The 24,918-nt window shown below is 64.9% G+C and carries 26 protein-coding genes and 1 pseudogene; 15 read left to right on the top strand and 12 right to left on the bottom strand.

What is annotated here, in order from left to right; genetic code table 11:
• Window positions 1-147: 147 nt before the first annotated feature.
• From IM733_RS09385 to IM733_RS09400, 5 genes and pseudogenes are all read right to left on the bottom strand, one after another.
• A complete protein-coding gene (locus IM733_RS09385; RefSeq protein ID WP_248920608.1) occupies window positions 148-852 on the bottom strand; it encodes an HvfC family RiPP maturation protein in 705 nt (234 codons plus the stop codon).
• Window positions 845-1,678, bottom strand: coding sequence for an HvfB family MNIO-type RiPP peptide maturase (locus tag IM733_RS09390; RefSeq protein ID WP_248920609.1), 834 nt, complete (start codon window positions 1,676-1,678; stop codon window positions 845-847). Before IM733_RS09390 ends, IM733_RS09385 begins: the two co-directional genes overlap by 8 nt.
• Before the next feature lie 67 nt (window positions 1,679-1,745).
• A pseudogene (locus IM733_RS25705) lies at window positions 1,746-1,868 on the bottom strand (EF-hand domain-containing protein); the annotation flags it as partial.
• Window positions 1,869-1,907: 39 nt separating this feature from the next.
• The gene (locus IM733_RS09395; protein ID WP_432760402.1) at window positions 1,908-2,279 is read right to left on the bottom strand and encodes an HvfA family oxazolone/thioamide-modified RiPP metallophore; all 372 of its coding nucleotides are present in this window, start codon (window positions 2,277-2,279) and stop codon (window positions 1,908-1,910) included.
• A 252-nt stretch (window positions 2,280-2,531) separates the two neighbouring features.
• On the bottom strand, window positions 2,532-3,092 hold the full coding sequence (locus IM733_RS09400; protein WP_248920610.1) for a DUF4174 domain-containing protein: 561 nt from the start codon (window positions 3,090-3,092) through the stop codon (window positions 2,532-2,534).
• 736 nt (window positions 3,093-3,828) lie between these two features.
• On the opposite strand from IM733_RS09400, the gene IM733_RS09405 reads away from it, so the two are divergent.
• Genes IM733_RS09405 through IM733_RS09430 form a run of 6 tightly spaced genes read left to right on the top strand, consistent with a single transcriptional unit; the run spans window position 3,829 to window position 9,684 of the window.
• Window positions 3,829-5,166, top strand: coding sequence for a UDP-glucose dehydrogenase family protein (locus IM733_RS09405; RefSeq protein WP_248920611.1), 1,338 nt, complete (start codon window positions 3,829-3,831; stop codon window positions 5,164-5,166).
• Entirely contained in the window at window positions 5,154-6,164 is a 1,011-nt protein-coding gene (locus IM733_RS09410) for an NAD-dependent epimerase (RefSeq protein WP_248920612.1), read from the top strand. Before IM733_RS09405 ends, IM733_RS09410 begins: the two co-directional genes overlap by 13 nt.
• On the top strand, window positions 6,165-6,896 hold the full coding sequence (locus tag IM733_RS09415) for a glycosyltransferase family 2 protein (protein WP_248920613.1): 732 nt from the start codon (window positions 6,165-6,167) through the stop codon (window positions 6,894-6,896).
• Window positions 6,893-7,165 carry a lipid-A-disaccharide synthase N-terminal domain-containing protein gene (locus IM733_RS09420; protein WP_248920614.1) on the top strand — a complete coding sequence of 91 codons (273 nt, stop codon included), beginning with the start codon at window positions 6,893-6,895 and terminating at the stop codon, window positions 7,163-7,165. The genes IM733_RS09415 and IM733_RS09420 overlap by 4 nt, the downstream gene beginning before the upstream one ends.
• Window positions 7,166-7,168: 3 nt before the next feature.
• The gene (locus IM733_RS09425; RefSeq protein WP_248920615.1) at window positions 7,169-8,725 is read left to right on the top strand and encodes an ArnT family glycosyltransferase; all 1,557 of its coding nucleotides are present in this window, start codon (window positions 7,169-7,171) and stop codon (window positions 8,723-8,725) included.
• The gene (locus IM733_RS09430; RefSeq protein ID WP_248920616.1) at window positions 8,722-9,684 is read left to right on the top strand and encodes an SdiA-regulated domain-containing protein; all 963 of its coding nucleotides are present in this window, start codon (window positions 8,722-8,724) and stop codon (window positions 9,682-9,684) included. Before IM733_RS09425 ends, IM733_RS09430 begins: the two co-directional genes overlap by 4 nt.
• Before the next feature lie 190 nt (window positions 9,685-9,874).
• Here IM733_RS09430 and IM733_RS09435 read toward each other — a convergent pair whose 3' ends face one another.
• From IM733_RS09435 to IM733_RS09450, 4 genes are all read right to left on the bottom strand, one after another.
• Complete coding sequence (locus IM733_RS09435) at window positions 9,875-11,572, bottom strand: phosphoethanolamine transferase (protein WP_283107525.1); 1,698 nt, start codon at window positions 11,570-11,572, stop codon at window positions 9,875-9,877.
• Window positions 11,573-11,605: 33 nt separating this feature from the next.
• Window positions 11,606-11,932: a hypothetical protein gene (locus tag IM733_RS09440; protein ID WP_248920618.1), complete on the bottom strand. Its 327-nt coding sequence runs from the start codon at window positions 11,930-11,932 to the stop codon at window positions 11,606-11,608.
• Window positions 11,933-12,214: 282 nt separating this feature from the next.
• Window positions 12,215-14,581, bottom strand: coding sequence for a DNA polymerase II (locus tag IM733_RS09445; protein WP_248920619.1), 2,367 nt, complete (start codon window positions 14,579-14,581; stop codon window positions 12,215-12,217).
• Between the two features lie 154 nt (window positions 14,582-14,735).
• Window positions 14,736-15,941 carry an MFS transporter gene (locus IM733_RS09450; RefSeq protein WP_248920620.1) on the bottom strand — a complete coding sequence of 402 codons (1,206 nt, stop codon included), beginning with the start codon at window positions 15,939-15,941 and terminating at the stop codon, window positions 14,736-14,738.
• Window positions 15,942-16,055: 114 nt separating this feature from the next.
• Between IM733_RS09450 and IM733_RS09455 the strand changes: the two genes are divergently transcribed.
• Window positions 16,056-16,967 (top strand): LysR family transcriptional regulator, encoded by a 912-nt coding sequence (locus IM733_RS09455; RefSeq protein WP_248920621.1) that lies wholly within the window; start codon window positions 16,056-16,058, stop codon window positions 16,965-16,967.
• On the opposite strand, the gene IM733_RS09460 is transcribed toward IM733_RS09455, so the two are convergent.
• Window positions 16,948-17,868 (bottom strand): LysR substrate-binding domain-containing protein, encoded by a 921-nt coding sequence (locus tag IM733_RS09460; protein WP_248920622.1) that lies wholly within the window; start codon window positions 17,866-17,868, stop codon window positions 16,948-16,950. The two genes, IM733_RS09455 and IM733_RS09460, sit on opposite strands and share 20 nt — an antisense overlap.
• Window positions 17,869-18,039: 171 nt before the next feature.
• Here IM733_RS09460 and IM733_RS09465 point away from each other — a divergent pair, with 171 nt between their 5' ends.
• The 8 genes from IM733_RS09465 (at window position 18,040) to IM733_RS09500 (ending at window position 23,718) form a co-directional block, all read left to right on the top strand.
• Window positions 18,040-18,816 carry a YqcI/YcgG family protein gene (locus IM733_RS09465; protein ID WP_248920623.1) on the top strand — a complete coding sequence of 259 codons (777 nt, stop codon included), beginning with the start codon at window positions 18,040-18,042 and terminating at the stop codon, window positions 18,814-18,816.
• Window positions 18,817-18,818: 2 nt separating this feature from the next.
• Window positions 18,819-19,442 carry a LysE family translocator gene (locus IM733_RS09470; RefSeq protein WP_248920624.1) on the top strand — a complete coding sequence of 208 codons (624 nt, stop codon included), beginning with the start codon at window positions 18,819-18,821 and terminating at the stop codon, window positions 19,440-19,442.
• A 29-nt stretch (window positions 19,443-19,471) separates the two neighbouring features.
• The gene (locus IM733_RS09475; RefSeq protein WP_248920625.1) at window positions 19,472-20,566 is read left to right on the top strand and encodes a hypothetical protein; all 1,095 of its coding nucleotides are present in this window, start codon (window positions 19,472-19,474) and stop codon (window positions 20,564-20,566) included.
• Window positions 20,567-20,659: 93 nt separating this feature from the next.
• Complete coding sequence (locus IM733_RS09480; protein WP_248920626.1) at window positions 20,660-21,397, top strand: sel1 repeat family protein; 738 nt, start codon at window positions 20,660-20,662, stop codon at window positions 21,395-21,397.
• A gap of 190 nt (window positions 21,398-21,587) precedes the next feature.
• Entirely contained in the window at window positions 21,588-22,286 is a 699-nt protein-coding gene (locus tag IM733_RS09485; RefSeq protein WP_283107526.1) for an AzlC family ABC transporter permease, read from the top strand.
• Window positions 22,283-22,597: an AzlD domain-containing protein gene (locus IM733_RS09490; RefSeq protein WP_134691977.1), complete on the top strand. Its 315-nt coding sequence runs from the start codon at window positions 22,283-22,285 to the stop codon at window positions 22,595-22,597. The genes IM733_RS09485 and IM733_RS09490 overlap by 4 nt, the downstream gene beginning before the upstream one ends.
• On the top strand, window positions 22,594-23,430 hold the full coding sequence (locus IM733_RS09495; protein WP_248920628.1) for an AraC family transcriptional regulator: 837 nt from the start codon (window positions 22,594-22,596) through the stop codon (window positions 23,428-23,430). The genes IM733_RS09490 and IM733_RS09495 overlap by 4 nt, the downstream gene beginning before the upstream one ends.
• 60 nt (window positions 23,431-23,490) lie before the next feature.
• A complete protein-coding gene (locus tag IM733_RS09500) occupies window positions 23,491-23,718 on the top strand; it encodes a hypothetical protein (RefSeq protein ID WP_213657398.1) in 228 nt (75 codons plus the stop codon).
• Window positions 23,719-23,749: 31 nt separating this feature from the next.
• Here the strand turns inward: IM733_RS09500 and IM733_RS09505 are convergent, their stop codons facing one another.
• Window positions 23,750-24,232, bottom strand: a complete 483-nt coding sequence (locus IM733_RS09505; protein WP_248920629.1) for a copper chaperone PCu(A)C — start codon at window positions 24,230-24,232, stop codon at window positions 23,750-23,752.
• Window positions 24,233-24,841 carry an SCO family protein gene (locus IM733_RS09510; protein ID WP_248920630.1) on the bottom strand — a complete coding sequence of 203 codons (609 nt, stop codon included), beginning with the start codon at window positions 24,839-24,841 and terminating at the stop codon, window positions 24,233-24,235.
• Window positions 24,842-24,918 lie beyond the last annotated feature (77 nt).

The raw sequence follows: 24,918 nt of genomic DNA on the forward strand, positions 1-24,918 counted from the left end.
CACGTTTAGCGGTTTAACCCCCGGGGGTAGGCGCTTTCTGTAGGAGCCGGCTTTGCCGGCGAAGAGGCCAGTTCAACCAACACAACAGCATCGCCCCAACAGCGTGAACGTGTTCAACGCAAAACCGACTCGTCCACCAACGGAAAATCAGCGGGTACCGACAATGATGCCCTGCCCGCGCAACGCCTCCAGCAACATCAGGCCTTGGTGCTGCACCTCATCATTACCCAACGCCCGCAGGCGTTCACGCCCTGTGCCCGGCAGCCCGATCAGCAGTTGCCAGGCCATTGGCGCCACCCGGGCGAAGCGCACCTGCAGCTGCGCATCGCGATAGACCAGCAACAAGGTCGGCGCCTCCGGCGGTTCGACCGGCTGGTACTCCGGCCCGATGCGCTCCACCGGCCAGCGATAGGCTAACACCCGCGCCACGCACGACAACAGCGGTTCGCCTTCGAGCAGGTCGCCTGCGGGATCATGGGGTGGATCCTCGGCGTCGCTCAGGTACAGCTGCGCCTCGATCCATTCGTAATGGGCCAGTTCCAACTGCCAGGGGGCACCCCGCTCGATGCTTTGCAGGTAGTCGATGAACGCCGTGGCGACTTCACTGAATAACGGTGTCTGGCTGCGGTAGTGGGCATAGAAGTCCTGCACCCGTGCCTTCCAGTGCGCCTCGCCCAGGGTGCTGCGCAACACAGGGAAACTACCGGCCAGCAAGCCTTCGACGGTGCCGAAGAACAGATCGCGATAGACCGCCAGGCGTCGCGCCTCGATGCCCGGCGGTGGTGGGTTGGCCGCCGGGTCACGCACGTGCCGGGCCAGGGTGAATTGTTGCGCGCGCAAGGTGTCAGCCATGGCGTGGCCCTCCATGACGCTGTTGCAGGAGGCGAATACGGGCGGTTTCGGCCAAAAGCTCGGCCAGCGGCGGGTAGTTGAAATCGCGCTCGAGCACGGTCGGCTGAGCGCCGAAGCGCTGGCAGGCCTGGGCAAACAAAGCCCAGACATCCTCCTTGACCGGCGCGCCATGGGTATCGACCTTGAGGTCGGGCGCTTCGTCGTAATGGCCGGCCACATGCATGCCCACCACCCGCTCGCGGGGAATACCCTCGAGGAAGGCCAGTGCCTCGTAGCGATGGTTGCAGGCATTGACGAAGACATTGTTGACGTCCAGCAGCAGGTCGCAGTCGGCCTCTTCGAGCACCGCGCGGATAAAGTCCAGCTCGCTCATGGCTTGGTACGGAGCGGCGTAGTAGCTGATGTTTTCGACCGCGATGCGCCGCCCCAGCAGGTCCTGGGTCTGGCGGATACGCGCGGCCACATGGTGGACGGCCTCCTCGGTGAAAGGGACCGGTAGCAGGTCGTAGAGATGACCGTCATCACTGCAATAGCTCAGGTGCTCGCTGTACAGGCGCACCTGGTGACGATCAAGGAAACGCCGGGTGAGCACGAGAAACGCCTCATCCAGCGGCGCGGTGCTGCCCAGCGACAAGGACAGGCCGTGGCAGGCAATGGCAAAGCGCTCGGCCAGGCACTCCAGCTGCCGGCCAAAGACACCACCGACACCAATCCAGTTTTCCGGAGCGCACTCCAGGAAGTCCACTTCACCCGGCTGCATCTCGAGCAGCTCGGGTAGCAGGCCTCGGCGCAAGCCGAGCCCGGTATGCAACGGCGTATCGATCATGATGGGAAGTTTCCAGGTAGGCGATGGGCCGACCGTGGAGCCAAGGGGCTCCACGGTCGGGGGTGGGTCAGGAATTACCGGTCAGGTGGCTGAACAGCCCGCCGGGCATCGCCTTGCTATTGGCCTTGTAGATCGACGCCAGGTGGACGGCAGCTTCCTGTTCGCAGATAAAACCATCGTGGCGGGTGTCGGTGCGGGCGAACGACGCATCGCCACACTTGCCTTCACCTCACTTAGCTGCGGTGCCTGCTTTGGCATCGGCACCACACTTGCCCTCGCCGCACTTGCCCTCGGTGCTGGCCTTGGCGCTGGCTTTAGTGCTGGCCTTGGCGCTGGCGCCGCACTTGCCCTCACCGCACTTACCTTCGGTGCCTGCCTTGGCACTGGCACCACACTTGCCTTCGCCGCACTTGCCCTCGGTGCCGGCCTTGGCGCTGGCGCCGCACTTGCCTTCACCGCATTTGCCCTCGCCGGGCGCCTTGGCGGCGGCCAGCTGGTAACCCTGGGACAGCGGTTCGACCGCGAAGGCGGTGTTGCCCATGACCATGCCGCCGATCAGGGTGGCGCCGAGCAGGCCGAGCGTATTACGGGTGGTTTTCATGGTGTAGCTCCACGTGTGGTTGAAAAGTGGAGCCATTTAGCCGACACGGTGTGTCACGGTTGTATCGCGCGGGAGTGGGTTTTGTATGTAAACAGCGCGAGACGAGCGTTAGATACAGTGCGATACAAGGGGATGGACGTCGTGGGAGCGGGCTAGCCCCGCAATAGAGCAAGCCGCTGCAACAAAATGCCTGGTGTGGCGCCATCGCGGGGCAAACCCGCCCCCACGAGGGCCTCAGCCGCCAGCGCGCGATCAGTCGTCGAGCGGCTTGGGCGGCGCTGCGGGCTTGGCCGGTTTGGCCGGTTTGCCGGATTTGCTCTCCTTGGGCGCAGGCTCCGGAACGCTGGCTACCGGCTCCGGCGCGGTGACCGCCTTCTCGCTGGCGGGCAGCTCATCAACCGCCTTGAAGATCACCTGCGGGTCGATCTTTTCGCCGCTGTCATCATCCTTGAGGATGTGCCGCTCGCCATCCTTGCCCACCAGGATCACCTTGGTGCCCTTGCTGGCACCCAGTTTGAGCTCGCGGATCAAAGCCATGGTGGCCTGCTGCTCGAGGTTCTTGTCCTCGCGCTTGCCCATCATGTTGGCGACGCTGTACAGCACCAGGTTGCGCTCGGTGAAGCCAGCCTTGGTGGCCGGGTCTTCCAGGGCCTGGTTCAGGCCACGCAGGGTCGGGTCGGCGGTACTCGGGGCGATGATGACCAGTGGCCTGGCCTTGCCCAGTTCCTTGGCCAGTGGTGCGTCACTGTCCGCGGCCAACAGCGGGCCGGCGGCGGCAATCAGGGTGGCGAAGGTCAATGACCGAACGAGCATGCGCATCTCCTTGTTCTTTCGATAACACCAAAGACTGCGGATCAGGGAGAAAGATCCGACGCGGGAGCCTGAACCACCTGGCCAGGCAGGTGGTCAGGCGAACGGTAACGGCCATTACCGGATCGCCCCTGATCCACGCGGCCTTCCCGTAGCACCGCCGACGGCTGACCTGAGCATAGTCCAATGCCACCCTGCATGAGGAACAGAGCCCAGGGCCGTCACTGCGAGTAGCTACCACATGCCTCTCGTCGGCACGCACCCGCCCGATACTGGCAATTTGACTATTGCCGACTAGGCTCTGGCCTTGCCTCGAAGCCATTCGCCCCGGGGCCCTGGCAGCGCATGCGGATTGATTGCCGGGTCACCGTTTCACCTACAGCTGAATGCTTCACGTCAAGGAGAGATGTGTGCACTTTGGATTGGCACGCCTTTGCCTGCTGCCCGGCAGGACAACGTTCAACCCCCACCCCGCTACCCGCAGATCGCCAGGGACATGCGCCCAGGCGGTGACTGGCGGGTGCCATGGCTCTATGGCGAGTCTTCCGGCCACAAGCGCCCCCTGCTGTCCAGGCTGGTCAACCGCGGCATTGCTACAGCCTGCATGACAGCTTGATTAACAAAACTTAAACAACGTTGTGACATTTTTTTACAGCTTGAAAGCCGAGGCTCTGCACGTCAGCAAAGCCCTGTACGGCATTGGTCATTACCTGCCCAGATTCGCTCATGGAGCTGCTAGATGAAGGTGACGGTTTTCGGTACCGGTTATGTCGGCCTCACCCAGGCGGTGTGCCTGGCCCAGGTAGGGCATTCGGTGATGTGCATGGATGTCGACGCTGAACGGGTCGCCAGCTTGAGCCAGGGGCACTGCCCGATCTTCGAGCCGGGCTTGGCGGCGCTGCTGGAGAAGAACCTCGAATGCGGTCGCCTCACGTTCACCACCGATGCCCGGCGGGCCAGCAACCATGCCAGTTTGTTGTTCATCGCCGTCGGCACCCCACCGCTGGCCGATGGCAGCGCCGACCTGCGCCATGTGTTCGCGGTGGTCGACAGCATCGTGGCGCACGCCGACGGCTCCAGGGTAATCGTCAATAAATCCACCTCACCGGTCGGTACGGTCGACCGCATCAAGGTGCATATCGACCGGCTCATGGCCGAAAACCATGGTTTCCAGGTACTCAGCAACCCGGAGTTTCTCAAGGAAGGTTCGGCCGTCGACGACTTCATGCGCCCCGAGCGCATCATCATCGGCGGCGCAGGGCCGGCCGAAGTGGAACTGTTGCGCGAACTCTACCTGCCGTTCAGCCGCAACCGCGAAAAGCTCATGGTCATGGACGCGCGCAGCGCCGAGCTGACCAAGTACGCCGCCAACTGCATGCTGGCGACGAAGATCTCCTTCATCAACGAGATCGCCAACCTAGCCGAGCATGTGGGTGCCGATATCGAGATGGTGCGCCGTGGCATCGGCTCGGACCCGCGTATCGGCTACGACTTCATCTACCCCGGCTGTGGCTTTGGCGGCTCGTGCTTCCCCAAGGACCTGCAGGCCCTGCGCAAGTGCGCCGAGGCCGAAGGCTTCGAACCGCACCTGCTGCGCGCGGTGGAGTCAGTCAACGAACGGCAGAAGAACCGCCTGTTCGACAAGATCGCCCGGCACTACCCCGAGGGTGTGCAAGGCAAGGTCTTCGCGCTCTGGGGCCTGGCCTTCAAGCCCAACACCAATGACATCCGCGAGGCCTCCAGCCGCGTGCTGATCGAGGCCCTGTGGGCTGCAGGCGCCCGGATCCAGGCCCATGACCCCCAGGCCATGGCGGAAATCCAGCGGCACTACGGCGAGCGCGCCGACCTGCGCCTGGTGCACTGCAAGGACGACGCGCTCGAGGGCGCCGACGCCCTGGTGATCGTGACCGAGTGGCAGGACTACCGGGTGCTCAACCTGGACCAGGTACCGCGATTGCTGGCCGACCGGGTGGTGTTCGACGGTCGCAATCTGTTCGAGCCCGAGCACATGGCCGCCGCTGGCCTCACGTACTACGGCATCGGCCGTGGCCAGGTGCAGCCGCCATGCCCGTACTGATCACCGGTGCCGCCGGTTTTATCGGCTATCACCTGGCCCAGCGCCTGTGCCGCGAGGGGCTGGAGGTGGTGGGTATCGACAACCTCAACCCCTACTACAGCGTCGCGCTCAAGCACGCGCGCCTGAAGCAGCTGGCCGAATGGCCGAACTTTCGTTTCGTGCCCCTCGACATCGCCGACCAGGACGCGCTGCTCCGGCTGTTCGCCGTGCACGATTTCACCGAGGTGATCCACCTGGCCGCCCAGGCTGGCGTGCGCTATTCGCTGGACAACCCCGGCGTATACGGCCAGTCGAACCTGGTGGGGTTTCTCAACATACTGGAGGCCTGCCGCCAGCACCGGCCCCAGCATCTGGTCTACGCCTCCAGCAGTTCGGTCTACGGCGCCAACGCCAAGCTGCCGTTCTGTGTCGAAGACCCGGTGGAGCAGCCAGTCTCGCTGTATGCCGCCAGCAAGCGTGCCAACGAGCTGATGGCCCACAGCTACGCGCACCTCTACCAGATCCCCATGACCGGCCTGCGCTTCTTCACCGTGTATGGCCCGTGGGGCCGCCCCGACATGGCGCTGTTCAAGTTCACCCAGGCCATGCTCGAAGGCCGCCCGATCGACCTCTACAACCACGGCCGGATGGGGCGGGATTTCACCTACATCGACGACATCGTCGAAAGCATCCGACGCCTGCGCCTCAAGCCCCCCCAGGCCGGCGAAGGGCAGCCGCCCTGCCAGCTGTTCAACATCGGCCGCGGCGAACCGGTCGAGCTGCTGAGCTTCGTCGAGTGCCTGGAGGACGCCCTGGGCATCAAGGCACAGCGCAACTACCTGCCGTTCCAGCCGGGTGACGTGCACCAGACCTGGGCCGATGTGTCTTCGCTGGCGCGCTGGATCGATTTTTCCCCGAGCACCTCGCTGGAACAGGGTGTGCGGGCATTCGTCGGCTGGTACCGGGATTTCTACACCGATACCCGCCGCGCAACCACAACAACGACACAGGAAGCCTGAATGACCGAACCCCTTGACCTGTCGGTGCTGATACCGGCCAAGAACGAGGTCGACAACCTGCCCTCGCTGCTGGCGGAAATCCGCACCGCACTGGCAAATGAGCGCTATGAAGTGCTGGTGGTCGACGACGGCAGCAGCGACCAGACCCTGGCCATGCTGCAACAGTTGAAGACCCAGGGTTTCCAGCAGCTGCGCATCCTGCGCCACGAGCGCTCGCTGGGCCAGAGCACCTCGATCTGGCATGCCGCCCAGGCCGCCCGTGGGCGCTGGCTGGCGACCCTGGATGGCGATGGCCAGAACGACCCGGCGGACATCCCCGGCATGCTCGCGCTGGTGCGCGGCAACGAAGACGTCAAGCTGGTGGCCGGACACCGGGTCAACCGCCGTGACACGGCCAGCAAGCGCTGGGCCTCGCGCTTCGCCAACGGCCTGCGCAGCCGCCTGCTCAAGGATGCCACCCCCGACACCGGCTGCGGCCTCAAGCTGATCGAACGCGCAGCCTTCGTCGGGCTGCCCTACTTCGACCACATGCACCGCTTCATCCCGGCGCTGATCCTGCGCCACAACGGCCGCATGCTGGTGCACCCGGTCAACCACCGGCCACGCCACGCCGGCATCTCCAAGTACGGCAACCTGGACCGCGCCCTGGTCGGCATCCTCGATCTGTTCGGGGTCTGGTGGCTGATCCGCCGCACGCGCCTGGACGCCCACCCACAGGAGCTCGAAGGATGACCCGCGAAACCCTCTGGCTGATCGTCGGTTTCGCCGGCCAGGCCGTGTTCACCGGCCGCTTCGTGCTGCAGTGGCTGTACAGCGAGTTCAAGCGCCGCAGCGTGATCCCGGTGGGCTTCTGGTACCTGAGCATGCTCGGTAGCGCGCTGCTGCTGGTCTACGCCATCTACCGCCAGGACCCAGTGTTCATCCTCGGCCAGGCCTTCGGCATTCTGGTCTACCTGCGCAACCTGCAACTGATCGCCCGTTACAAAGAGCAGAAGGAATAGCCCTTGCCACGGTTCAAGACTCTCGGCGCCGAGCGGCTGGCGCTGGTCGCCCTCGCGTTGCTGTTGATCGGCGCCGGTATCGGCTGGCGCCAGCCGATGAACGTCGATGAGGAACGCTTTCTCGGCGTCGCCCTGGAAATGCTGCAGAACGGCAACTGGTTCATCCCGCACCGCGCCGCGGAAATCTACGGCGACAAGCCGCCGCTGTTCATGTGGACCGTGGCCCTGTTCACGGCCCTGACCGGGTTGCCCAAGGTCGCCCTGTACCTGCCCGGGCTGCTGTCGGCGGCGACCATCACCCTGGTCCTGCACGACCTCGGCCGGCGCCTGTGGAACCGGCGGGTCGGGCGGATCGCCGCGCTGCTGTTCCTGGCCACCTACCAGAGCTACAGCATCCTGCGCACCGGGCAGATCGACAGCTTCCTTTGCCTGTGGGTGGCGCTGGGCTTCTACGGCATGCTTCGCCACCTGCTGCTCGGGCCGGCCTGGGGCTGGTTCTACCTGGCCTGCGCGGCCATGGGGCTGGGCATCATCAGCAAAGGCGTGGGCTTCGTCCCGGCGCTGATGCTGCTGCCCTACGCCTGGGCTGTGCACCGGGGCTGGCGCGGGGTCGTGGCCATGCCCGGCCAGGGCTGGCGCTGGAGCCTGGGGTTCATCTGGCTGCTGGTCGGCTGCGCGGTATGGCTGCTGCCATTGCTGGTGTCGATCGCCCAAGGCGGTGGCGCGGCGGAACTGGCCTACCTGAAGGAGATCCTGCTGCGCCAGACGGCCAATCGCTATGCCAATGCCTGGGACCACCGTGAACCGTTCTGGTACTTCTTCGTCAAGGTCATCCCCAAGTACTGGCTGCCCCTGATCCTGGCCCTGCCCTGGCTGGTGCCGGCCTGGCGCAAGCAACTGCAAAAGCGCGACGGGCGTATTCTTTTGCTGCTCGGTTGGGTGGCGCTGGTACTGCTGTTCTTCAGCCTGAGCAGCGGCAAGCGCAAACTCTACATATTCCCGGCGCTGCCGGGCCTGGTGCTGGCCATCGCGCCGCTGGTGCCCTGGCTGTTCAAGCGCTGGTTCCAGCAGCGGCCGGGCTGGCGCAAGGTGTTCGTCACGGTCGCGGTGGTGTGGTTCTGCCTGTGGTTCGCCCGAGGTTTCATAGAACCCGTCAAGGAAGGCCGCAACCCCCACGAAACCCTGATGGCCGATGCCGCGCGGGCCACCGGCGGCGCCGAACTGGTGCTGGTCAACTGGCGCGAGGGGCATTGGTTGTTCGCGCGTCAGCCGATCGTCCACTTCGGCTTCAGCGGCAAGGCCGTGGCGGACTCAGCCGTCTACTGGTTGCGCCAGCACCCCAGGGCCTTTGCCCTGATCCCGGCGGCTGAACTGGGCCGCTGCTTCAGCGCCGACAAGGCGCGCAAGCTTGGCGACACCTCGCGGCATGAGTGGTATGTGGTCGGTGCCGACGCCGACAACGGCCAATGCCAGGCCGCGCCACCCGCCCAGGTCTACCACTTCACCTGGGCCGACACGCCTGGAAACCTGCAAGCAGCCAAGGAGGGCTCAAGGCAATGACCACCCAGACTCTACCGGTCCAGCGCTGGCGCTGGTGGCAACGCGTGAACCGCTGGCTCCTGATTGGCGGTGTGATCGCCCTGGTCGCCCTTAGCCTGATCGGCATCGAAGCCGCACGCTCGTTCTGGCCGCAACAACTCTACGCCCATCTGAGCAACCGTTGGACCGGCGATACGGCACCTGGGCAGAACATCTGGCTGCCGGCCTACCAGGTGGTGATCGACGCCAAGGTGGTCGAGCAAGGCCTGGACAACCTCTCCGGCATCACCTACGACTACGACCGCGACCGGCTGCTGGCGATCACTAATGGCACACCCATGGAAATCCTCGAGCTGAGCAAGCAAGGTGACATCCAGGCCCGCTACCCGCTGGTGGGTTTCCAGGACACCGAAGGGCTGGCGTACCTGGGCAACGGTCGCCTGGCCATCAGCGACGAGATGCTGCAACGGCTGGATGTGATCACCCTGCCTGCAACACCTCGACCGATCGACGCCAGCCAGGCCGGCTGGATCACCCTGGACATCAACCCAAGCCGTCACAACAAAGGCTTCGAGGGCGTAACCTACGACGCCCGCCACGACCGCCTCTATGCCATCAAGGAACGTGGCCCCCGGCAACTGTTCGAAGTCACCGGCATGCTCACCGCGCTGAACGGCGGCCCTGTGCACCTCACGGTCAGCGACCGCCGCGATTGGGTCAAGCGCAGCGTGTTCGCCACCGACCTCTCGGATGGCCACTACGACCCCCGCACCGGCCACCTGCTGGTGCTCAGCGACCAATCGAAGAACATCACCGAGCTGGATGGCGAAGGCCGCTTCGTCAGCATCCGCTCCTTGCGTGCAGGCATTGGCGGGCTGCGCCGCGATGCGCCACAGCCGGAGGGGATGACCATGGACAGCGACGGCAACCTCTATGTGGTGAGCGAGCCGAACCTGTTCTACGTGCTGCGCAAGCCCTGAGCCTGCAAAGCGCGCCGACGGGCCCAGATCCGAAAGTGCGCGGTCAGCTCCGCGAACGCCCCGACACTACCGTGGCGAACAGTCCGACGGGGGACGCGTCGTCGCGACCATCGCCCCCCGGTTTTTGGCCCCCGTCGACGCTAGGCTCACGGTCGAGGTCATTCACGCACGCCGGTGTTTCATTCAGCGTCTACTGTTCGGCGACTTGTCCCACTGGCGGCACCTCCCCCACCAGGTGCCCGGCCTGGCAAGGCTGGAACATGTCCAAGTGCGTTCGGTAAACCGAGGTCTGCACATCCATCAAGCCCAGCACAGAATGGAACAGGTTGTCATGGGACAATACCGCCCCCGTGCGCTGTTCCATGCAGGTCAACGACACCCCACGGCGTGCCGCCAAAGGCTGCGACATCCACAGCACCATGGGCACGTGGGTCTGCTCCTTGGGTGCCATAGCGTAGGGCAGACCGTGCAGGAACACGCCCTTCTCCCCCAGCGACTCACCGTGGTCCGACACGTACAGCATCGCGCTGTCGAAACGCCCAGCGTTGCCTTTGAGCAGGTCGATCACCTGCGCCAGCACATGGTCCGAATACAACACTGAGTTGTCGTAGGCATTGCGGATGCTCTGTTCTTCACACTGGTCGAGCTGGTTGTCACTGCACACCGGGGTGAAGCGTTCGAACGCCGCCGGATAGCGCTTGTAGTAGGCAGGACCATGGCTGCCCTTCATATGCAACACCACGACCGTGTTGCCGCTGCGCTGGTCTAGGTATTCCTGCAGGCCGGACAGCAGCACTTCGTCGAAGCATTCGCCCTTGCTGCACACCTGGGCGATGGCCGCATGAGACAGATCTTCGGACGGCACCCGATCGCAAGCGCCCTTGCAGCCAGAGTTGTTGTCACGCCAAAGCACCGCGACACCTGCACGCTGCAGCACATCCAGCAGCCCTTCACGATGTTCCGCATACGAGTTCTTCCACTGCTGACGGCCCAGGTCCTGGAACATGCAGGGCACCGAAACCGCCGTGGCGGTGCCGCAGGAACTGACGTCACGGAAGCTGAGCACTTGCCGGCGCGCCAGCTCGGGGTTGGTCACCCGCCCGTAGCCATTGAGGGAGAAGTTCATGGCCCTGGCGGTTTCGCCGACCACCAGCACCAGCAGCTTGGGCCGGCCACCCGCGCCCGTCTCGACCCGCTGCTGCGCATCAAGGCCGACCTGCATGAAGGCCTCGGGCTTGTCGAAGGTGTGCTTGACGTAGCTGTGAAGGGCGCCCAACACATTGGAGGGCACCAGGATCAGCCGCACTTCGCGGTTGTTGCGCAGCAACGAGGCGTAGGATTGGTACTGGGTGGCCACGATCACCCCGACCATGGTCAGCACCAGTGCCAGGCTGCCCAGGCGCCAGGCCGCCTGCCGTCGCCAGCGCGGCCGGGCCAGCGGCAGGCGGCAGACCACCAGCGCGGGCAGCACGCCGGTCAGCAGCAACCAGAACAACAGCCCGGGGCTGAGCAAGTCGCGCGCCTCGGCCGGGTCGGTCTGGATGACGTTGGTCAACATCGAGGCGTCGATGACAATGCCGTAGCGCGAGATGAAGTAGCTCGTGGCGGACGCCACCAGGATCAGGGTGACCAGCACCGGGCGCAACAACCGCCCCCAGCACAGCGCCCAGAGAATGACGAAATGCCAGGCCAGCACGAACAGTGGCAGGCAGATCAGAAACAGTGGGTTCCCATTGTCGAAGCCATCGATCGCTCGCCAGACGGTCGACCAGAACACCGAGTTGACGGCCGCGCTCATCCATAGCGCGACCAACAATAGGATAACTATTGGATTAATCCCTTTTTTCGCACCCGCGACAACGCGTGAACATTTAGCGTCCTTGTCCATGTTGCCAAGACTCCCAGTCAAGAATTTCCATCGTTATTCATGATGCGTCGGCGGCCTTCGGTGCCGTGCGAGTCCCTGACACTTGGTCACCAGAACCAAACCCCATGGCACACACAGACCAATACTCGCCAGCGCGAGCAATGACGCATCGCGTTCGACAAAGCGCAGGAACTCCAGTAGCGCGCAGGCCAGCACGAGTAGCAGCCCCGTCACGGCAACAACGTCGGGCTCACCGTGCCGCGCCCTTGTCATGACTTGATGCTGGATATACCCAGTCAGCCATAGAAACACCCACGTCATGACCGAAGCCATGAACAAGGCCAGAAACAACAATCGATGACCAAACAAGCCGGCAGGCATGACGTGCGCCCACTGAAATTGCACAAGTCAGTGTTTTAAATTTTCCGAAGTGAAAACCACGTTAAAAACACCTGTTGAAAAGATTCAGTGTTGTCGCCTCGGCCTGCGGGAAGGGGAAGCGAATGCAAACCAAGTGCTCTTGCCGGCCCCGTAAAGAATGTCATTCGACACATTGAATTCGCCAATCATGAGAAGGCACTCCTTGTCCTGTTCTCGATAGGTAACCTGATTGACTGTAGCCGTTGACTCAAAAATGACCGTCCATTCTGCCGATTTGACCGATTAGAAGTTGAAACTGAGCTGCTTGAGGCTGCGCAGGTCGATGCTGCGCTCGGCGACGAAGGGCAGGATGGCGTCGGCCACCGGCTGCAACTGCCGGGTCAGGTAATGCTCATGGTCGATGGGCGCCTGGCGGTTTTCCAGCGGCTCGGGGCCGGCCGTGGTGATGACGTAGCTGATCCAACCGCCGCGCTGGTACTGCAACGGGCGCCCGAGGCGACGGTTGTACTCATCCGCCAGGCGCGCGGCACGTACATGGGGCGGCACGTTACGCTGGTAGTCGGCCAGCGGACGGCGCAGGCGCTTGCGGTAGATCAGCAGTTCATCCAGCTCGCCGGCCATCGTGCGCTCCACGTAGTCGCGCAGGTAGTCGCCATAGGGCAGCCCGCGGAAGATCCGCCCATAGAGCTCCTGCTGGAACTGGCGGGCCAGGGGCGACCAGTCGGTGCGCACCGACTCCAGCCCCTTGTAGACCATCTCCTCGCTGCCATCGGCGCGGCGCACCAGGCCGGCATAGCGCTTCTTGCTGCCCTCCTCCGCGCCACGGATGGTCGGCATCAGGAAACGCCGGTAATGGGTTTCGTACTGCAACTCCAGGGCACTTTCCAGGCCCATGGTTTCGCCCAGGTGCCGGCGCCACCATTGGTTGACTTCGGCCACCAGCTCGTGGCCGATACGGGCGGCCGCGTCCTCGGCATGGGCGCCCTTGAGCCAGACGAAGGTCGAGTCGGTATCGCCGTAGATCACATCGAAACCTCGCGCTTCGATCAACAGCCGGGTCTGGCGCATGATCTGGTGCCCGCGCATCGTGATCGACGAAGCCAGGCGTGGGTCGAAGAAGCGACAGCCGCTGGAGCCAAGCACCCCGTAGAAGGCATTCATGATGATCTTCAACGCTTGCGACAGCGGCGCGTTAGCGTCGCGCTTGGCCGCCTCGCGCCCCTGCCACACGCGCTCGACGATAGCCGGCAGGCAATGCTGGCGGCGCGAAAAGCGCGCGCCGCGAAAGCCCTCGACCGAATGGGCGTCGTCCGGCTGGCGCAGCCCTTCGACCAGGCCCACTGGGTCGATCAGGAAGGTGCGGATGATCGACGGATACAAGCTCTTGTAGTCCAGCACCAGCACCGAGTCGTACAGGCCCGGCCGCGAGTCCATGACGAAGCCGCCAGGGCTGGCCTCGCCCTCGCGGCTGCCCAGATTCGGCGCGACGTACCCCATGCGATGCATGTGCGGGATGTACAGGTGGCAGAAAGCGGCCACCGAACCGCCGCTGCGGTCCGCCGCCAGGCCGGTGACCGATGCCCGTTCGAGGAGGAAGTCGAGCAGCCGGGTGTGGGCGAAGATCCGCGTGACCAGCTCGCAGTCCTTGAGGTTGTAGCGGGCCAGGGCCGGCTTGTCCTCGGCGAACAGGCGGTTGATCTCGTCCATGCGCTGGTACGGCGTGTCGATGGCCTTGCCCTCGCCCAGCAACTGTTGGGCGACGCTTTCCAGGCTGAACGAAGGGAAGCTCCAGGTTGCCGAACGCAGCGCCTCGATGCCATCGATCAGCAACCGCCCAGGGGCCTCGGCGAAGAAGTGGCTGCGGCTGCCGTGCTCACGCAGGTGCATGGGCGCGCCATCACGGCCCAGGCACAACGGCACGTTGAGGCGCTGGGCATGCTCGTGCAGCAGGCGCAGATCGAACTGCACCAGATTCCAGCCGATGATCGCGTCGGGGTCGTGGCGGGCCAGCCACTGGTTGAGGCTGTCGATCAGCGCGGCGCGGTCGGCGCAATAGTGCAGGGCGAAGTCCACTTCGCTGGCGTCGCCGTTGGCCGGGCCGAGCATGTAGACGTCGCGCTGGCCGCAACCTTCCAGGGCGATGCTGTACAACTCGCCACGTTCGCTGGTCTCGATGTCCAGCGACACCAGGCGCAGCGGTGGCCGGTAGTCCGGGTCGGGCTTGAGCTGCGCGTCGTGCAGCACGCCCTGGTCGTCGAGGCGGCCATCGAAACGCACCGGGGCGGTGATGAAGCGCTCCATCAGGTAGCGCTCGGGTGGGCGGATGTCGGCCTCGTAGACCTCCACGCCGGCGCTGCGCAGGCGCTTGTCGAGGGCGATCAGCTGGCGGTGCTGCTGGCAGTACAGGCCCAGCACCGGGCGCTGGTCGAAGTCACGCAGTTGCAGGGGCTTGAGCACGACGCCCTGCTCACCCGCCAGCAACGCCCTGGCGTGCTCGCCGTGCTCGACGGGGATGAACGCCACCGAGGGCTGCGCGGCCAGGCGCAGGCGCCGCGGGCCCTGGTCGGTGGCCAGCCAGTACTCCACGCAAGTGCCTTCGGGCGTGTCATGCCAATGACGGGTTAGGATAAAACCCTGTTGCAGTTGCACCGCGTGAACCTCTGGTCGTCGTGCTCGATGGGGGATTCTACCGCCTAACCGCGCCCGACGATGCATCGCCTGTAGGCGCCGGCCTTGCCGGCGAACCAGGCGATGCGGTGGTTGGCACCGGCGTCGCCGGTGTTCGCCGGCAAGCGGCTTCTGCCTACCTTGCACCCGCGACAAACCCCGCTCGCCGCCCACTGAAGGCCAGCAACCATGCCACTGCAACCAGCACCAGCACCACCGCGCCAAACGAGCCAACCCCCGCGCCCGTCAGCAACAACCCGCCCACGATCCCACCCAGGGCAATCGCACTGTTCCACACCGTCACCAGCATCGACTGGGCGACATCCCCGCCCTCACCTGCAGCATCGGCGCAGGCCGTCTGCAGCAAGGTCGGCGCGCCGCCATAGGTCAGCCCCCACAAGGCCACGCTGGCATGCACCAGCCAAGCCGAACCCTGCAGATGCCCAAGCGCCAAAGTCGCCAAGGCGAACCCAGCCAGGCTGAACAGCACCAGCCCACGCAGGCGCCGGTCGACGCCCAGCCCGACCAGCACGATCCCCGCCAGCGAGGCCAGGCCGAAGGTCATCAGCACCTGGCCAACCTCGCCCGCCATGCCCGCCGCCGCCAGCAGCGGCACGATGTAGGTGTACAGAATGTTATGCCCGAGGATCCACGCCAGGATCACCAGCAACACCCGCGCCCCCCCCGGCGTGCGCAGCACCTGCGCGGTCGCCGGGCGCCTGCCGGCCACCTGCCCCGGAAAATCCGGCACGGCCCGCAGCACCCAGGCCGCCAGCAGCAACGCGGCCAGGGTCACCACCACGAAGGTGGCGCGCCAGCCCAGCCAGGCCCCCAGCCAGGTGGCAATGGGCAGCCCCAGCGACAAGGCGATGGGTTGCCCGAGCATGGCCACTGCCATCGCCTTGCCCTGCTGCGCCGGCGCCACCATGCGTCGCGCATGCCCGGCGATCAGGACCCAGGCCAGCCCGCCGGCGGCGCCGCTCAGAAAGCGCAGCACCAGTGTCAGGTGGTTGTCGCTGGAGAACGCGGTCAGGCCGTTGAAGAGGATGAAACCGCCAATGGCCAGCAACAACGCTCGACGGCGCCACCAACCCTGGGTCAGGGTCACCAGCGGGATGGCGGTGAGCAACGAACCCAGCGCGTAGGCGGTGACCCACTGCCCGGCCATGGCCTGGCTGATCGCCATGCCATCGGCGATCTGGTCGAGCAGGCCCGCCGGCAACGTTTCACTGAGAATGGCGATGAAACCGGTCAGGGCCAGGGCCAGCAGGCCGCTCAACGGCAGCCTTGCGGCGCTGGCGGCGGGCTCATCGACGTTGGCCGCGGTGGATGTGGAATGCATGGGTGCCTCCTGGGTTCAATCGAGGCAAGCATCTTGCGGCGTTGCGGCATTACGGAAAAAGCCGGGTAGAATTCCGCTCACCCAGGACATCAATGTCCGCAATCGGAGTGCAACATGGACAGCCTCAGCGGCTTCGTGGTCTTCAACCGGGTCGCCGAAACCCGCAGTTTCGTTGCGGCCGGGCAGTCGCTGGGCATCAGCGCCTCGGCGGTGGGCAAGCGCGTGGCGCGCCTGGAAGCCCGGCTGGGCGTGCGCCTGTTCCACCGCAGCACCCGCAGCATCACCCTGACCGCCGAGGGCGCGCTGTTCCTCGAGCGCAGCCGGCGCATCCTGGCCGAGATCGAGGCCACCGAGCAGGCACTCTCGCAAGCCAGCGGCACGCCACGCGGGCGGCTGCGGGTCAGCCTGCCGCAGGTGACCGGGCTGGTGATGCCGGCACTGGCCGACTTCATGGCGCGCTATCCGGATATCGAGCTGGACCTGGATTTCAGCGACCGCATGGTGGACATCGTCGGCGAGGGCTTCGATGTGGTGATGCGCGGCGGCCAACCCCTGGATTCGCGCCTGAACGCCAAGTTCCTCGGGCACTTCCAGCATTGCCTGGTGGCTTCGCCGCAGTACCTGCGCGAGCGCGGCACACCGCAGCATCCGCGTGAACTTGGCGGGCACAGTTGCCTGCATTACCGCTTCCCCAGCAGCGGCAAGCTGGAAACCTGGCCACTGCGCCGGGAACACCCCGAGCAGGGCTACGACATCCCCATCTCGATGGTCTGCAACCACGTCGAGACGCGGATCTGCTTCGCCCTCAACCACCGCGGCATCACTTGCCTGCCGGACTTCAGCGTGCGCAAGGAACTGGCCAGCGGCAACCTGGTGAGCGTGCTCGACAGCTTCATGGAGCGGCGCGGCAGCTTCTACCTGCTGTGGCCCTCGGGCCGGCAGATGCCACCGAAGCTGCGGGTGTTCATCGACTTCATGCTCGAACGGGTGCTTCCCGCGACCCAGGTCAGCCGTACAGGTAGTTGATGTCCCGGTGCGGCAACGGCGGCACCTGGGCCAGCAGGTAGTCACGCAGCTTCTGCATCTGCCGCGCCTTCGGGCTGGATTTTAGCCAGGTCATGTAGTAACCGTCGCCGGTGGCCACCGCATGCGGGAAGGGGGTGATCAAGTTGCCAGCAGCCATATCGGCGCTGGCCAGCACCAGGTCGACCACCGAGATGCCCAGGCCCTGCTGGGCCGCCGAAATCCCCTGGTCGAGGGTGTCGAACACCTGGCCCTGATCGATGCTGATATCCAGCGCATCCATGCGTGCCAGCCAGCGCCGCCAGTCGCGCCGGTCCGGTGAAGGGTGCAGGAATTCACAGTGCCTGAGCGCCGCCAGCTCCGGCGCGGGGCTGTCCAGGTACTCGGGGTGACAGACCGGGATCAACCATTCATCGAACAGTTTCAGGCTCTCCACGTCCGCCGGGAAACGCCCGTTGCCCAGCAGGATGGCGCAGTCGTAGGGCTCGGAGTAGAAATCCACCGCATCGATGTCCATCCACACACTCGACAACTGCACCGAACAGCTGTTATCGACCTTCTTGAAGCCATCCAGGGCCCGCAGCAACCAGCGCACGGTCAACGTCGACGGTGCCTTCAGGCGCAGGCCGTGGCGGTCCTGGCGTAACAGGGCGCAGGCATTCTCGATGATCTTGAAGCCGACCTTGAGCTCCTGGGCCAGCAACTGGCCGTGCTCGGTCAGGCGCAGCTTGGGCCCGCGACGCTCGAACAGGTCGCAGCCGAACATGGCTTCAAGGGTCTTGATGTGGTGGCTGACCGCGCCTTGGGTGAGTGCCAGCTCCTGTGCCGCGCGGGTAAAGGAGCCGTAGCGCGAGGCTACTTCGAAGGCACGCAAGGCGTGCAGGGCTTGAATCCGTTCAGACATCGGCGCCATCCAGAGCATGAGTGAAGCTAATAGTAGGTCATAGATCCAGGCGTTTTACAACGCCGGACCCATCTCGGAAAATGCCGGTAAATAACAATTACATATAGCCAAACCGCTCGATTAATACGGAAAAGTTATTTAACGCTGCATTTGGATATACCTGGGGAAATCATGTTTACGGGTTATGGAAACTGCTACCGCCTGGATGCGCTAGAGCTGGCCGATGAACATGTGCTGAACAGACACCACTGGACGCACAAAACCATAGAACACTTCAAGGAAACCCTCGCCAACCCCGACTTCCCGTGCCTGTTCGGGCGCAAGGCGGTCATCGCGCGCACCTGCCACATCATCTTCGCCCGGGCCCAGCGACTGGCCGACGACATCGCCCGGGGGCTGGCCGACTACGTCCGCACCGTCGAACCGCTCCCGATAAAGCAGCGCATCGGCCACCCGTTGCTGGTGTTCCTCGAGACCGCGCCGGACACCACGCTGAGCGATCAACAGGCCATGGCCTGGGACGTGCTGCGCCAGGTCCATGCCCGCGACCCGCACCCCTGGCCTGAAGCCGTCCCCCAGGACCCGCACGACGCGCACTGGTCGTTCTGCTTCGCCGGCATGCCGCTGTTCATCAACATGAGTTTCCCCGGCCATCAACAGATGAAAAGCCGCAATCTGGGAAAGCATATCGCCTTCGTCATCAACGCCCGCGAGAGCTTCGACGAAGTCGCCAGCGCCCAGACCGAAAGTGGCCAGCGCATCCGCGCGCGTATCCGCGACCGGGTCCGTCACTACAACGATGGCGTGATGCCGGACACCCTCGGTTTCTTCGGCCACGGCGACAACTTCGAATGGAAACAGTACCAACTGCAGGAGCCCGGCTCGCTGAACCCCGCGCGCTGCCCGTTCCATGCACAAGCAACAACTGACTCACTGATCGAGAACTGAACGTGAATACCGCACTGACCGCCACCTACGCCCTCACTGTCCTGCTGCTGATCGCCACTCCAGGCCCGGTGGTGGCCCTGATCGTCAACACCGCCGCTGCCTCCGGCTCGCGCAAGGCACTGTTTACCGCCGTCGGCACCAACTGGGCGTCGCTGGTGCTGATCGGCGCCGCGGCCTGGATCATCATGACCAGCGCGGCCATCGACAAGGCCTGGCTCAACGGCATGAGCCTGCTGGGTTGCCTGTTCATCGGCTACATCGCCGTGGGCACCCTGCGCGAGGCCCTGCAGGCGCCGGTCGAACTCGCCCCCAGCACGCTGCCGGCAGGCCGCGGCGGCCTGGTCCAAGGGTTTATGGTAGGCATCTCCAACCCCAAGGACATCATCTTCTTCATCTCCTTCTTCCCGCAGTTCATCCAGATCACCGAGTCGTTCGGCAAGAGCATGGTGGTGCTGTCGCTGCTGTGGATCGCCATCGATTTCGCCGTGCTCAGCCTGTACATCTTCGCCATCGGCAAGATCGCCTCGCAGCGCAGCAGCCGCCTGATCAGCCTGGCCTCCGGGGTTGCGCTGCTGCTCATCGCCATCGTCGGCCTGGGTTACAACCTCAGGGAACTGGCGGCCTGAGCCAATCGCCCATCAACCCAGGAGCGCCCATGACGATCCTCGACACCTCAGTGGCAGACCCCATGGGCAGCACCCATCCCCTGCAGCACGACTACCAGCGCTTCCTCCAGCTGGGCAGCCGACGCATTCCGCACACGCTCTACGTGCATGAGCGCGGCTACCGCTCCGGCACCATCAACACCGACGCCCTGGGCATGCGTTACAGCCATTTCGCCGGCAAGCGCTTCTCGGTCGCCGAGCGCGGTGGCCTGGCGCGGGTCAACCTGCTGGTGGGCGGCTCGACGGCCATGGGTATCGGCGCCAGCTCCGACGAACACACGGTGGCCTCGTACCTCTCGCTGCTGACCGGCGAAACCTGGCTGACCCTGGCCGGCTGCGGGCTCAACGCCACCCAGGAACTGCTGATGTTCCTCACCCACCAGCACCGCTTCGGCCAGATTGGCCATGTCGTGGTGTTCAGCGGGCTGAACACGCTGGCCCAGGAAACGCTGGGCGAGATAATGACCAGCGCGCAAGCTGCGCAAACCGGGCAACAGGACTACTTCAACCGCTTCCACGAAGGTGTTCAGCCTGCTGCGGAACCACGCCGCGAGTCATTGTGGCAACGCTTGGGCCACGCCCTTGCGCCGCGTCGCCCGGGCCCCTGCCCCACACTGGAACCGGTGTCCAGCCCGGACAAGCGCCTGATCCGCGCCGCCGACAGCATCGGCCGTACACTGCGCCAGTGGGACCGCCTGCTGGCCGACGGCCACACCACCCTGACCTTCATCCTCCAGCCCCTGCTGCCCTGGTGCAGGGAAGCGCTACCGGCCGGCGAGCAGGCCATGCTCGAACGGCTCGAACAACAGCCCTCGAATTTCGATCGCCTCATCGATGGCGCCTTCGACAGCCAGTTGCACATGGCCTTCTTCCGCCGCATCAAGAGCCAAGCAGACCCCGTCCCCTGCTACGACATGAACAGCATGCTCAGCAGCTCGCCGGTGTTCGCTGAAAGCCTGTTCGCCGACCGCCTGCATTTCAACGACCTGGGCAACAACGCGCTGGCCAAGGTGATCACCGCCAAATTGGGCCTGGCCCAGGAAAAATATGCCCAGCGCAGGGTCGCTCCAATCAAGCTTGTCTGATTAGGAATTCCCCGACTATCGTCGAACACACTCGGGTGGATAGAATAGGCCGGTCATCGCTCCTGATCCGCCTGAGGCACCCGCGCACCTGTCATGACCATCGAAGCCGCCCCCAAACGCCGTAGCGCCCACGCAGCCCTGCTGCCGCTGCTGCTGACCTCCTTCGCTGCGCAGGCGCTCGACGTGAGCATCGACCCGCATGCCGACCTGCTCTATCGCCAGGCCCTCCCCCTGCTGGAGCAGGCCGACAACCAGGACGACACGGCCAGCCCCCTGCGCACCAGCGTCAGCGATCCGGAACTCAGCCGCCAGGGCCAGGCCATGGCCCGCACCCTGCCCACGGCGGTGGCGCTACTGAAGAAGTCCGTGGCGCTCGAGCACCCGGTTGCCCAGTACCGCCTGGCCCTTTACTACACCACCTACCTACCTGCCGGGCAGATCGCCGACGCTGCGTGCCCGCTGCTCGAAGCCAGCCTCAAGCAGGGTTTCGCGCCACCGGCCCTGGCCATCGCCCGCTGGTGCTCGGCGTACAGCGCCAGCCCCGCCTACCGCCAGGCGCTGGAGGCGATCCCCAGCATGGCCACCCTCTACGCACCCTACTATCCACAACCGGCAACGCACCTGGCTTGCAGCCGCAGCCGGCCGCAAGGGCTGGAAATGCAATGGGGGCGCCAACGTGATTATCAGGCCGAGGTCTACCGCCTGCTCGGCGAGCTGGACCCGCAACATCGCCAGGCGCTGATGCAGAAGGCCGTCGATATCAATGGCTGCGTCGCGGCGCAACAACGCCTCGTAGGAGCTGGTTTGCCGGCGAACACGACACCTCGATAACTGTCGCTGTTTGGCACGCCCCCTGTAGGAGCGGCTTCAGCCGCGATCACCCGCGAAGCGGGTGCCAGGCACCGCACCGCCTGCATCGCGGCTGAAGCCGCTCCTACAGAACAAACAAGCAAGATCGTTCAAGCCAGCTCTCCACCCCTCTGGCATGCTGGCCTGCCCTGTCGAGCCCGTTGCCTTGCCCATGTCCAGCCCGCCCGTTGCCCGCCACGCCTTCCTCAAAGGCGCCATCGCCATCCTGCCACTGTCACTGGCCGTGGCCCCCTGGGGCCTGCTTGCCGGCTCCATGGCCATCGAGGCCAACCTCAGCGCCTGGGAGGGCCAGGGCCTGTCGGCCATCGTCTTCGCCGGCGCCGCGCAACTGGTGGCCATTGGTATGCTCAAGGGCGGCGCCAACCTGTTCTCGATCCTGCTCACCACCCTGCTGCTGACCTCGCAGCACTTGCTCTACGGACTGTCGATGCGCCCGGTGATGTCCGGCCTGCCGACCCGCTGGCGGCTGGGCCTGGGTTTTCTGCTCACCGATGAATTCTTCGCCCTCACCAGCCACCACGACCAGCAGCAATTCAACCGCTGGTACGCGCTGGGCGTGGGCCTGACGTTCTATGTGGCGTGGAACCTGTTCACCCTGGCCGGCATCGTTCTCGGCCAGAACATCCCGCACCTGGACCAACTGGGCCTGGACTTCTCCATCGTCGCCACCTTCGTCGCGCTGATCACGCCGCTGGTGCGCAACCTGCCGACCCTGGCGTGCGTGGCGGTGTCGCTGTTCTGCTCGGTGCTGTTCAGCTACTGGCACTGGGAAACCGCCCTGGTGGCGGCCGGCCTGCTGGGCATGGCCGCCGGCTTCGTCTGCCAGAAATGCTCCGGAGGCCGCTCATGATCTGGCTGCTGATCTTTGCCATGGGCGCGGTGGTGTTCCTCAACCGCTATGCCTTCCTCGAACCGCGACTGCCGCTGCGCCTGAGCTCCAACGCGCGGCAGTTTCTCGGTTTCGCCGTGCCCGGCATGCTCACGGCGATCTGCGGGCCAATCATCTTCCTGCCCGAGCACCAGCTCGACCTCAGCCCGCTCAACCCCTACCTGCTTGGGTCGCTTGTGGCCATCACCCTGGTGCTGTTGACCCGCAGCGTGTTGCTGAGCATGCTGGCCAGCATGCTGATCTTCTTCCTCCTGCGCAGCTGGCTGGCATGAGCACGCCCCAGCGCGAACAAACCCACCTGTGGCAGGCGCCCGCCCTCGGCGACGTCGAGATGCTGCACGCCCGCTATATCCAGCAGCGCTTCGCCCCGCACGTGCATGAAGGCTATGTGTTCACGGTGATCGAGTCCGGCGCCCAGCGTTTCTGGCACCGCGGTAGCGAGCACCTGGCGCCGGTGGGCAGCATGGTGCTGATCAACCCCGACGAGCTGCACACCGGTGCCACCGCTCACGAGGCCGGCTGGCGCTACCGCGGTTTCTATCCCGAGCACGAGCGGGTCACGGGTGTGCTTGACGAGTTGGAACTGGGCCGGCATGGCCTGCCCCGGTTCAAGGACAGCGTGATCCAGGACCCAGCCCTGGCCGCCGCGTTCAGCCAACTGCACCAGCTCTCCGAGAGCAACGCCAGCGCCCTTGAGCAACAGACCGCCTGGCGCCACGCTGTGCTCGCCCTGGTGCAGCGCCACGGCCATTGCGCCGAGCCGGCCGCCCCCGGCAATGAACCGCTGGCCGTGGCTCGCGCCCGTGAACTGTTGGAGAGCCAGTTGGCCGAACCGCCGTCGCTCGAAACCCTGGCAGCGGCGGTTAACCTCTCCCCGTTTCATTTCGCCCGGGTGTTTCGCCAGGCCACCGGCCTGCCACCCCACGCCTGGCTCAAGCAGCGCCGCCTGGCCCGCGCACGGGAGTTCCTGAGAAGTGGCTTGCCTGCGCTGGAAGTCGCCCTGGCCCTGGGCTTCGCCGACCAAAGCCACCTCACCCGGCAGTTCAAGCAAGCCTTTGGTGTGACGCCGGGGGCCTATCGACAGGCCTGCCTGAACCTGGTGTAACCCGCCTGCATGCTTGCACGCCGCTGCTACACTCAAGTGGCTGAATGGAGGATCGCTGTCATGTCCGAACGAGAAATCACCACGCTTCTGTCGCTGATGAGCCAGCGTCAGGCCTGCCTGAGCAGCGCCTGCAAGGAGATCGCCGACTGGATCGACCGTCAGGGCGACATACCCGCCGCCGGCAAGATCCGCGCCAGTCTCAAGGCGCTGGAGGCCGACGAAGCCCAGGTACGCAAGACCCTGACTTCGCTGAACATCGAACGGCCGCTGCCCAGGTTCCGTAGCTGAAGGGGCTGCTTTGCAGCCCCCGCCCCACTAATCAGTGGTTCATATGCATATGGTCATGCCCACCACCGCTCTCGGCGGTGAGCGCACGCACCGGCGCCTGCACCTGTACGGTTTCCTTCACGCCCTTGGCATCCTCGATGGTCAGGGTCAGCGGTACCTGCTCCCCTTCCTTCACCTGCTGGTTCAAGCCCATCAGCATCACGTGGTAGCCATTCGGGTCGAGCTTCACCGCCTTGCCGGCCGGCAGCTCGACGGACTTCACCTCACGCATACCCATCACATCGCCGTTCATGGTCATCTCGTGTACCTGCACGGTCTTGGCCACGGGCGAAGCCACGCCCACCAGCTTGCTGTCGCTGCTGGCGGTGAGGGTCATGAAAGCACCGGTGGACTGTTGGTGCGGCACGCTGGCGCGCACCCAAGCGTCGCTCACGGTGGTCTGGGCCAGGGCCGGCAGGGCCAGGCTCATCAGTGCCAGGGCGGCCAGGCCGCGCTTGATCGGTTGCATCGACATTCAGCAGATCTCCATCAGGGTGACCAGGTCCTCGGCGCATTCCTTGGCGTTCAGGGAATGGCCCAGGCTCAGGCGCAGGGTGCCACGCGTATCGTAGACGTAGCTGGTGGACGAGTGAGAGATGGTGTAGGTGTCGCCCGCCGGGACCTTTTCGTAGAACACCTTGAACTCCTTGGCCACCTCGGCGATTTCTTCCGGGGTGCCGGTCAGGGCGATGATCGACGGGTCGAAGGCCTTGGTGTAGGCATCGAGCACTTCGGGGGTGTCACGCTCTGGGTCCAGAGTGATGAACACCGGCTGGAACAGGTCGAGGTCACGGCCCCTGAGGATCTTGCGGATCTGCGCCACGCGCGCCAGCGCGGTCGGGCAGACCGCCGGGCACTGGGTGAAGCCGAAGAAGATCATCGGCATCGAGCCGTAGAAACTCGACAAGGTACGCTCGTTGCCTTGCGGGTCCTTGAGCTTGAACTTGCGCCCGAGGATTTCGTTGCTCATGTTCTTGCCGTACCTGAAGTCCAGGCCGCGAGCCGGGCTGCAGCCCGCCAGCAGGCCAAGCCCCAGTACGCCCATCCCGGCGACAACCGCGCGCCGGGTCAACAGATCAGTCATGGAACCATCCTTTACAGGGAAGGTGCCGGCCCTTGGGGTGGGCCGAGCGAAAACCGGCGCATTCTGGCATGCCCCCC

It is taken from the genome of Pseudomonas entomophila (assembly GCF_023277925.1).
Lineage (GTDB): Bacteria > Pseudomonadota > Gammaproteobacteria > Pseudomonadales > Pseudomonadaceae > Aquipseudomonas > Aquipseudomonas entomophila_D.

Coding starts and splice junctions, on each gene's coding strand:
- IM733_RS09385 (WP_248920608.1), bottom strand. CDS start 852: ATGGCTGACACCTTGCGCGCGCAACAATTCACCCTGGCCCGGCACGTG.
- IM733_RS09390 (WP_248920609.1), bottom strand. CDS start 1,678: ATGATCGATACGCCGTTGCATACCGGGCTCGGCTTGCGCCGAGGCCTG.
- IM733_RS09395 (WP_432760402.1), bottom strand. CDS start 2,279: ATGAAAACCACCCGTAATACGCTCGGCCTGCTCGGCGCCACCCTGATC.
- IM733_RS09400 (WP_248920610.1), bottom strand. CDS start 3,092: ATGCTCGTTCGGTCATTGACCTTCGCCACCCTGATTGCCGCCGCCGGC.
- IM733_RS09405 (WP_248920611.1), top strand. CDS start 3,829: ATGAAGGTGACGGTTTTCGGTACCGGTTATGTCGGCCTCACCCAGGCG.
- IM733_RS09410 (WP_248920612.1), top strand. CDS start 5,154: ATGCCCGTACTGATCACCGGTGCCGCCGGTTTTATCGGCTATCACCTG.
- IM733_RS09415 (WP_248920613.1), top strand. CDS start 6,165: ATGACCGAACCCCTTGACCTGTCGGTGCTGATACCGGCCAAGAACGAG.
- IM733_RS09420 (WP_248920614.1), top strand. CDS start 6,893: ATGACCCGCGAAACCCTCTGGCTGATCGTCGGTTTCGCCGGCCAGGCC.
- IM733_RS09430 (WP_248920616.1), top strand. CDS start 8,722: ATGACCACCCAGACTCTACCGGTCCAGCGCTGGCGCTGGTGGCAACGC.
- IM733_RS09435 (WP_283107525.1), bottom strand. CDS start 11,572: ATGGACAAGGACGCTAAATGTTCACGCGTTGTCGCGGGTGCGAAAAAA.
- IM733_RS09440 (WP_248920618.1), bottom strand. CDS start 11,932: ATGCCTGCCGGCTTGTTTGGTCATCGATTGTTGTTTCTGGCCTTGTTC.
- IM733_RS09450 (WP_248920620.1), bottom strand. CDS start 15,941: ATGCATTCCACATCCACCGCGGCCAACGTCGATGAGCCCGCCGCCAGC.
- IM733_RS09455 (WP_248920621.1), top strand. CDS start 16,056: ATGGACAGCCTCAGCGGCTTCGTGGTCTTCAACCGGGTCGCCGAAACC.
- IM733_RS09460 (WP_248920622.1), bottom strand. CDS start 17,868: ATGTCTGAACGGATTCAAGCCCTGCACGCCTTGCGTGCCTTCGAAGTA.
- IM733_RS09465 (WP_248920623.1), top strand. CDS start 18,040: ATGTTTACGGGTTATGGAAACTGCTACCGCCTGGATGCGCTAGAGCTG.
- IM733_RS09475 (WP_248920625.1), top strand. CDS start 19,472: ATGACGATCCTCGACACCTCAGTGGCAGACCCCATGGGCAGCACCCAT.
- IM733_RS09480 (WP_248920626.1), top strand. CDS start 20,660: ATGACCATCGAAGCCGCCCCCAAACGCCGTAGCGCCCACGCAGCCCTG.
- IM733_RS09485 (WP_283107526.1), top strand. CDS start 21,588: ATGTCCAGCCCGCCCGTTGCCCGCCACGCCTTCCTCAAAGGCGCCATC.
- IM733_RS09490 (WP_134691977.1), top strand. CDS start 22,283: ATGATCTGGCTGCTGATCTTTGCCATGGGCGCGGTGGTGTTCCTCAAC.
- IM733_RS09495 (WP_248920628.1), top strand. CDS start 22,594: ATGAGCACGCCCCAGCGCGAACAAACCCACCTGTGGCAGGCGCCCGCC.
- IM733_RS09500 (WP_213657398.1), top strand. CDS start 23,491: ATGTCCGAACGAGAAATCACCACGCTTCTGTCGCTGATGAGCCAGCGT.
- IM733_RS09505 (WP_248920629.1), bottom strand. CDS start 24,232: ATGTCGATGCAACCGATCAAGCGCGGCCTGGCCGCCCTGGCACTGATG.
- IM733_RS09510 (WP_248920630.1), bottom strand. CDS start 24,841: ATGACTGATCTGTTGACCCGGCGCGCGGTTGTCGCCGGGATGGGCGTA.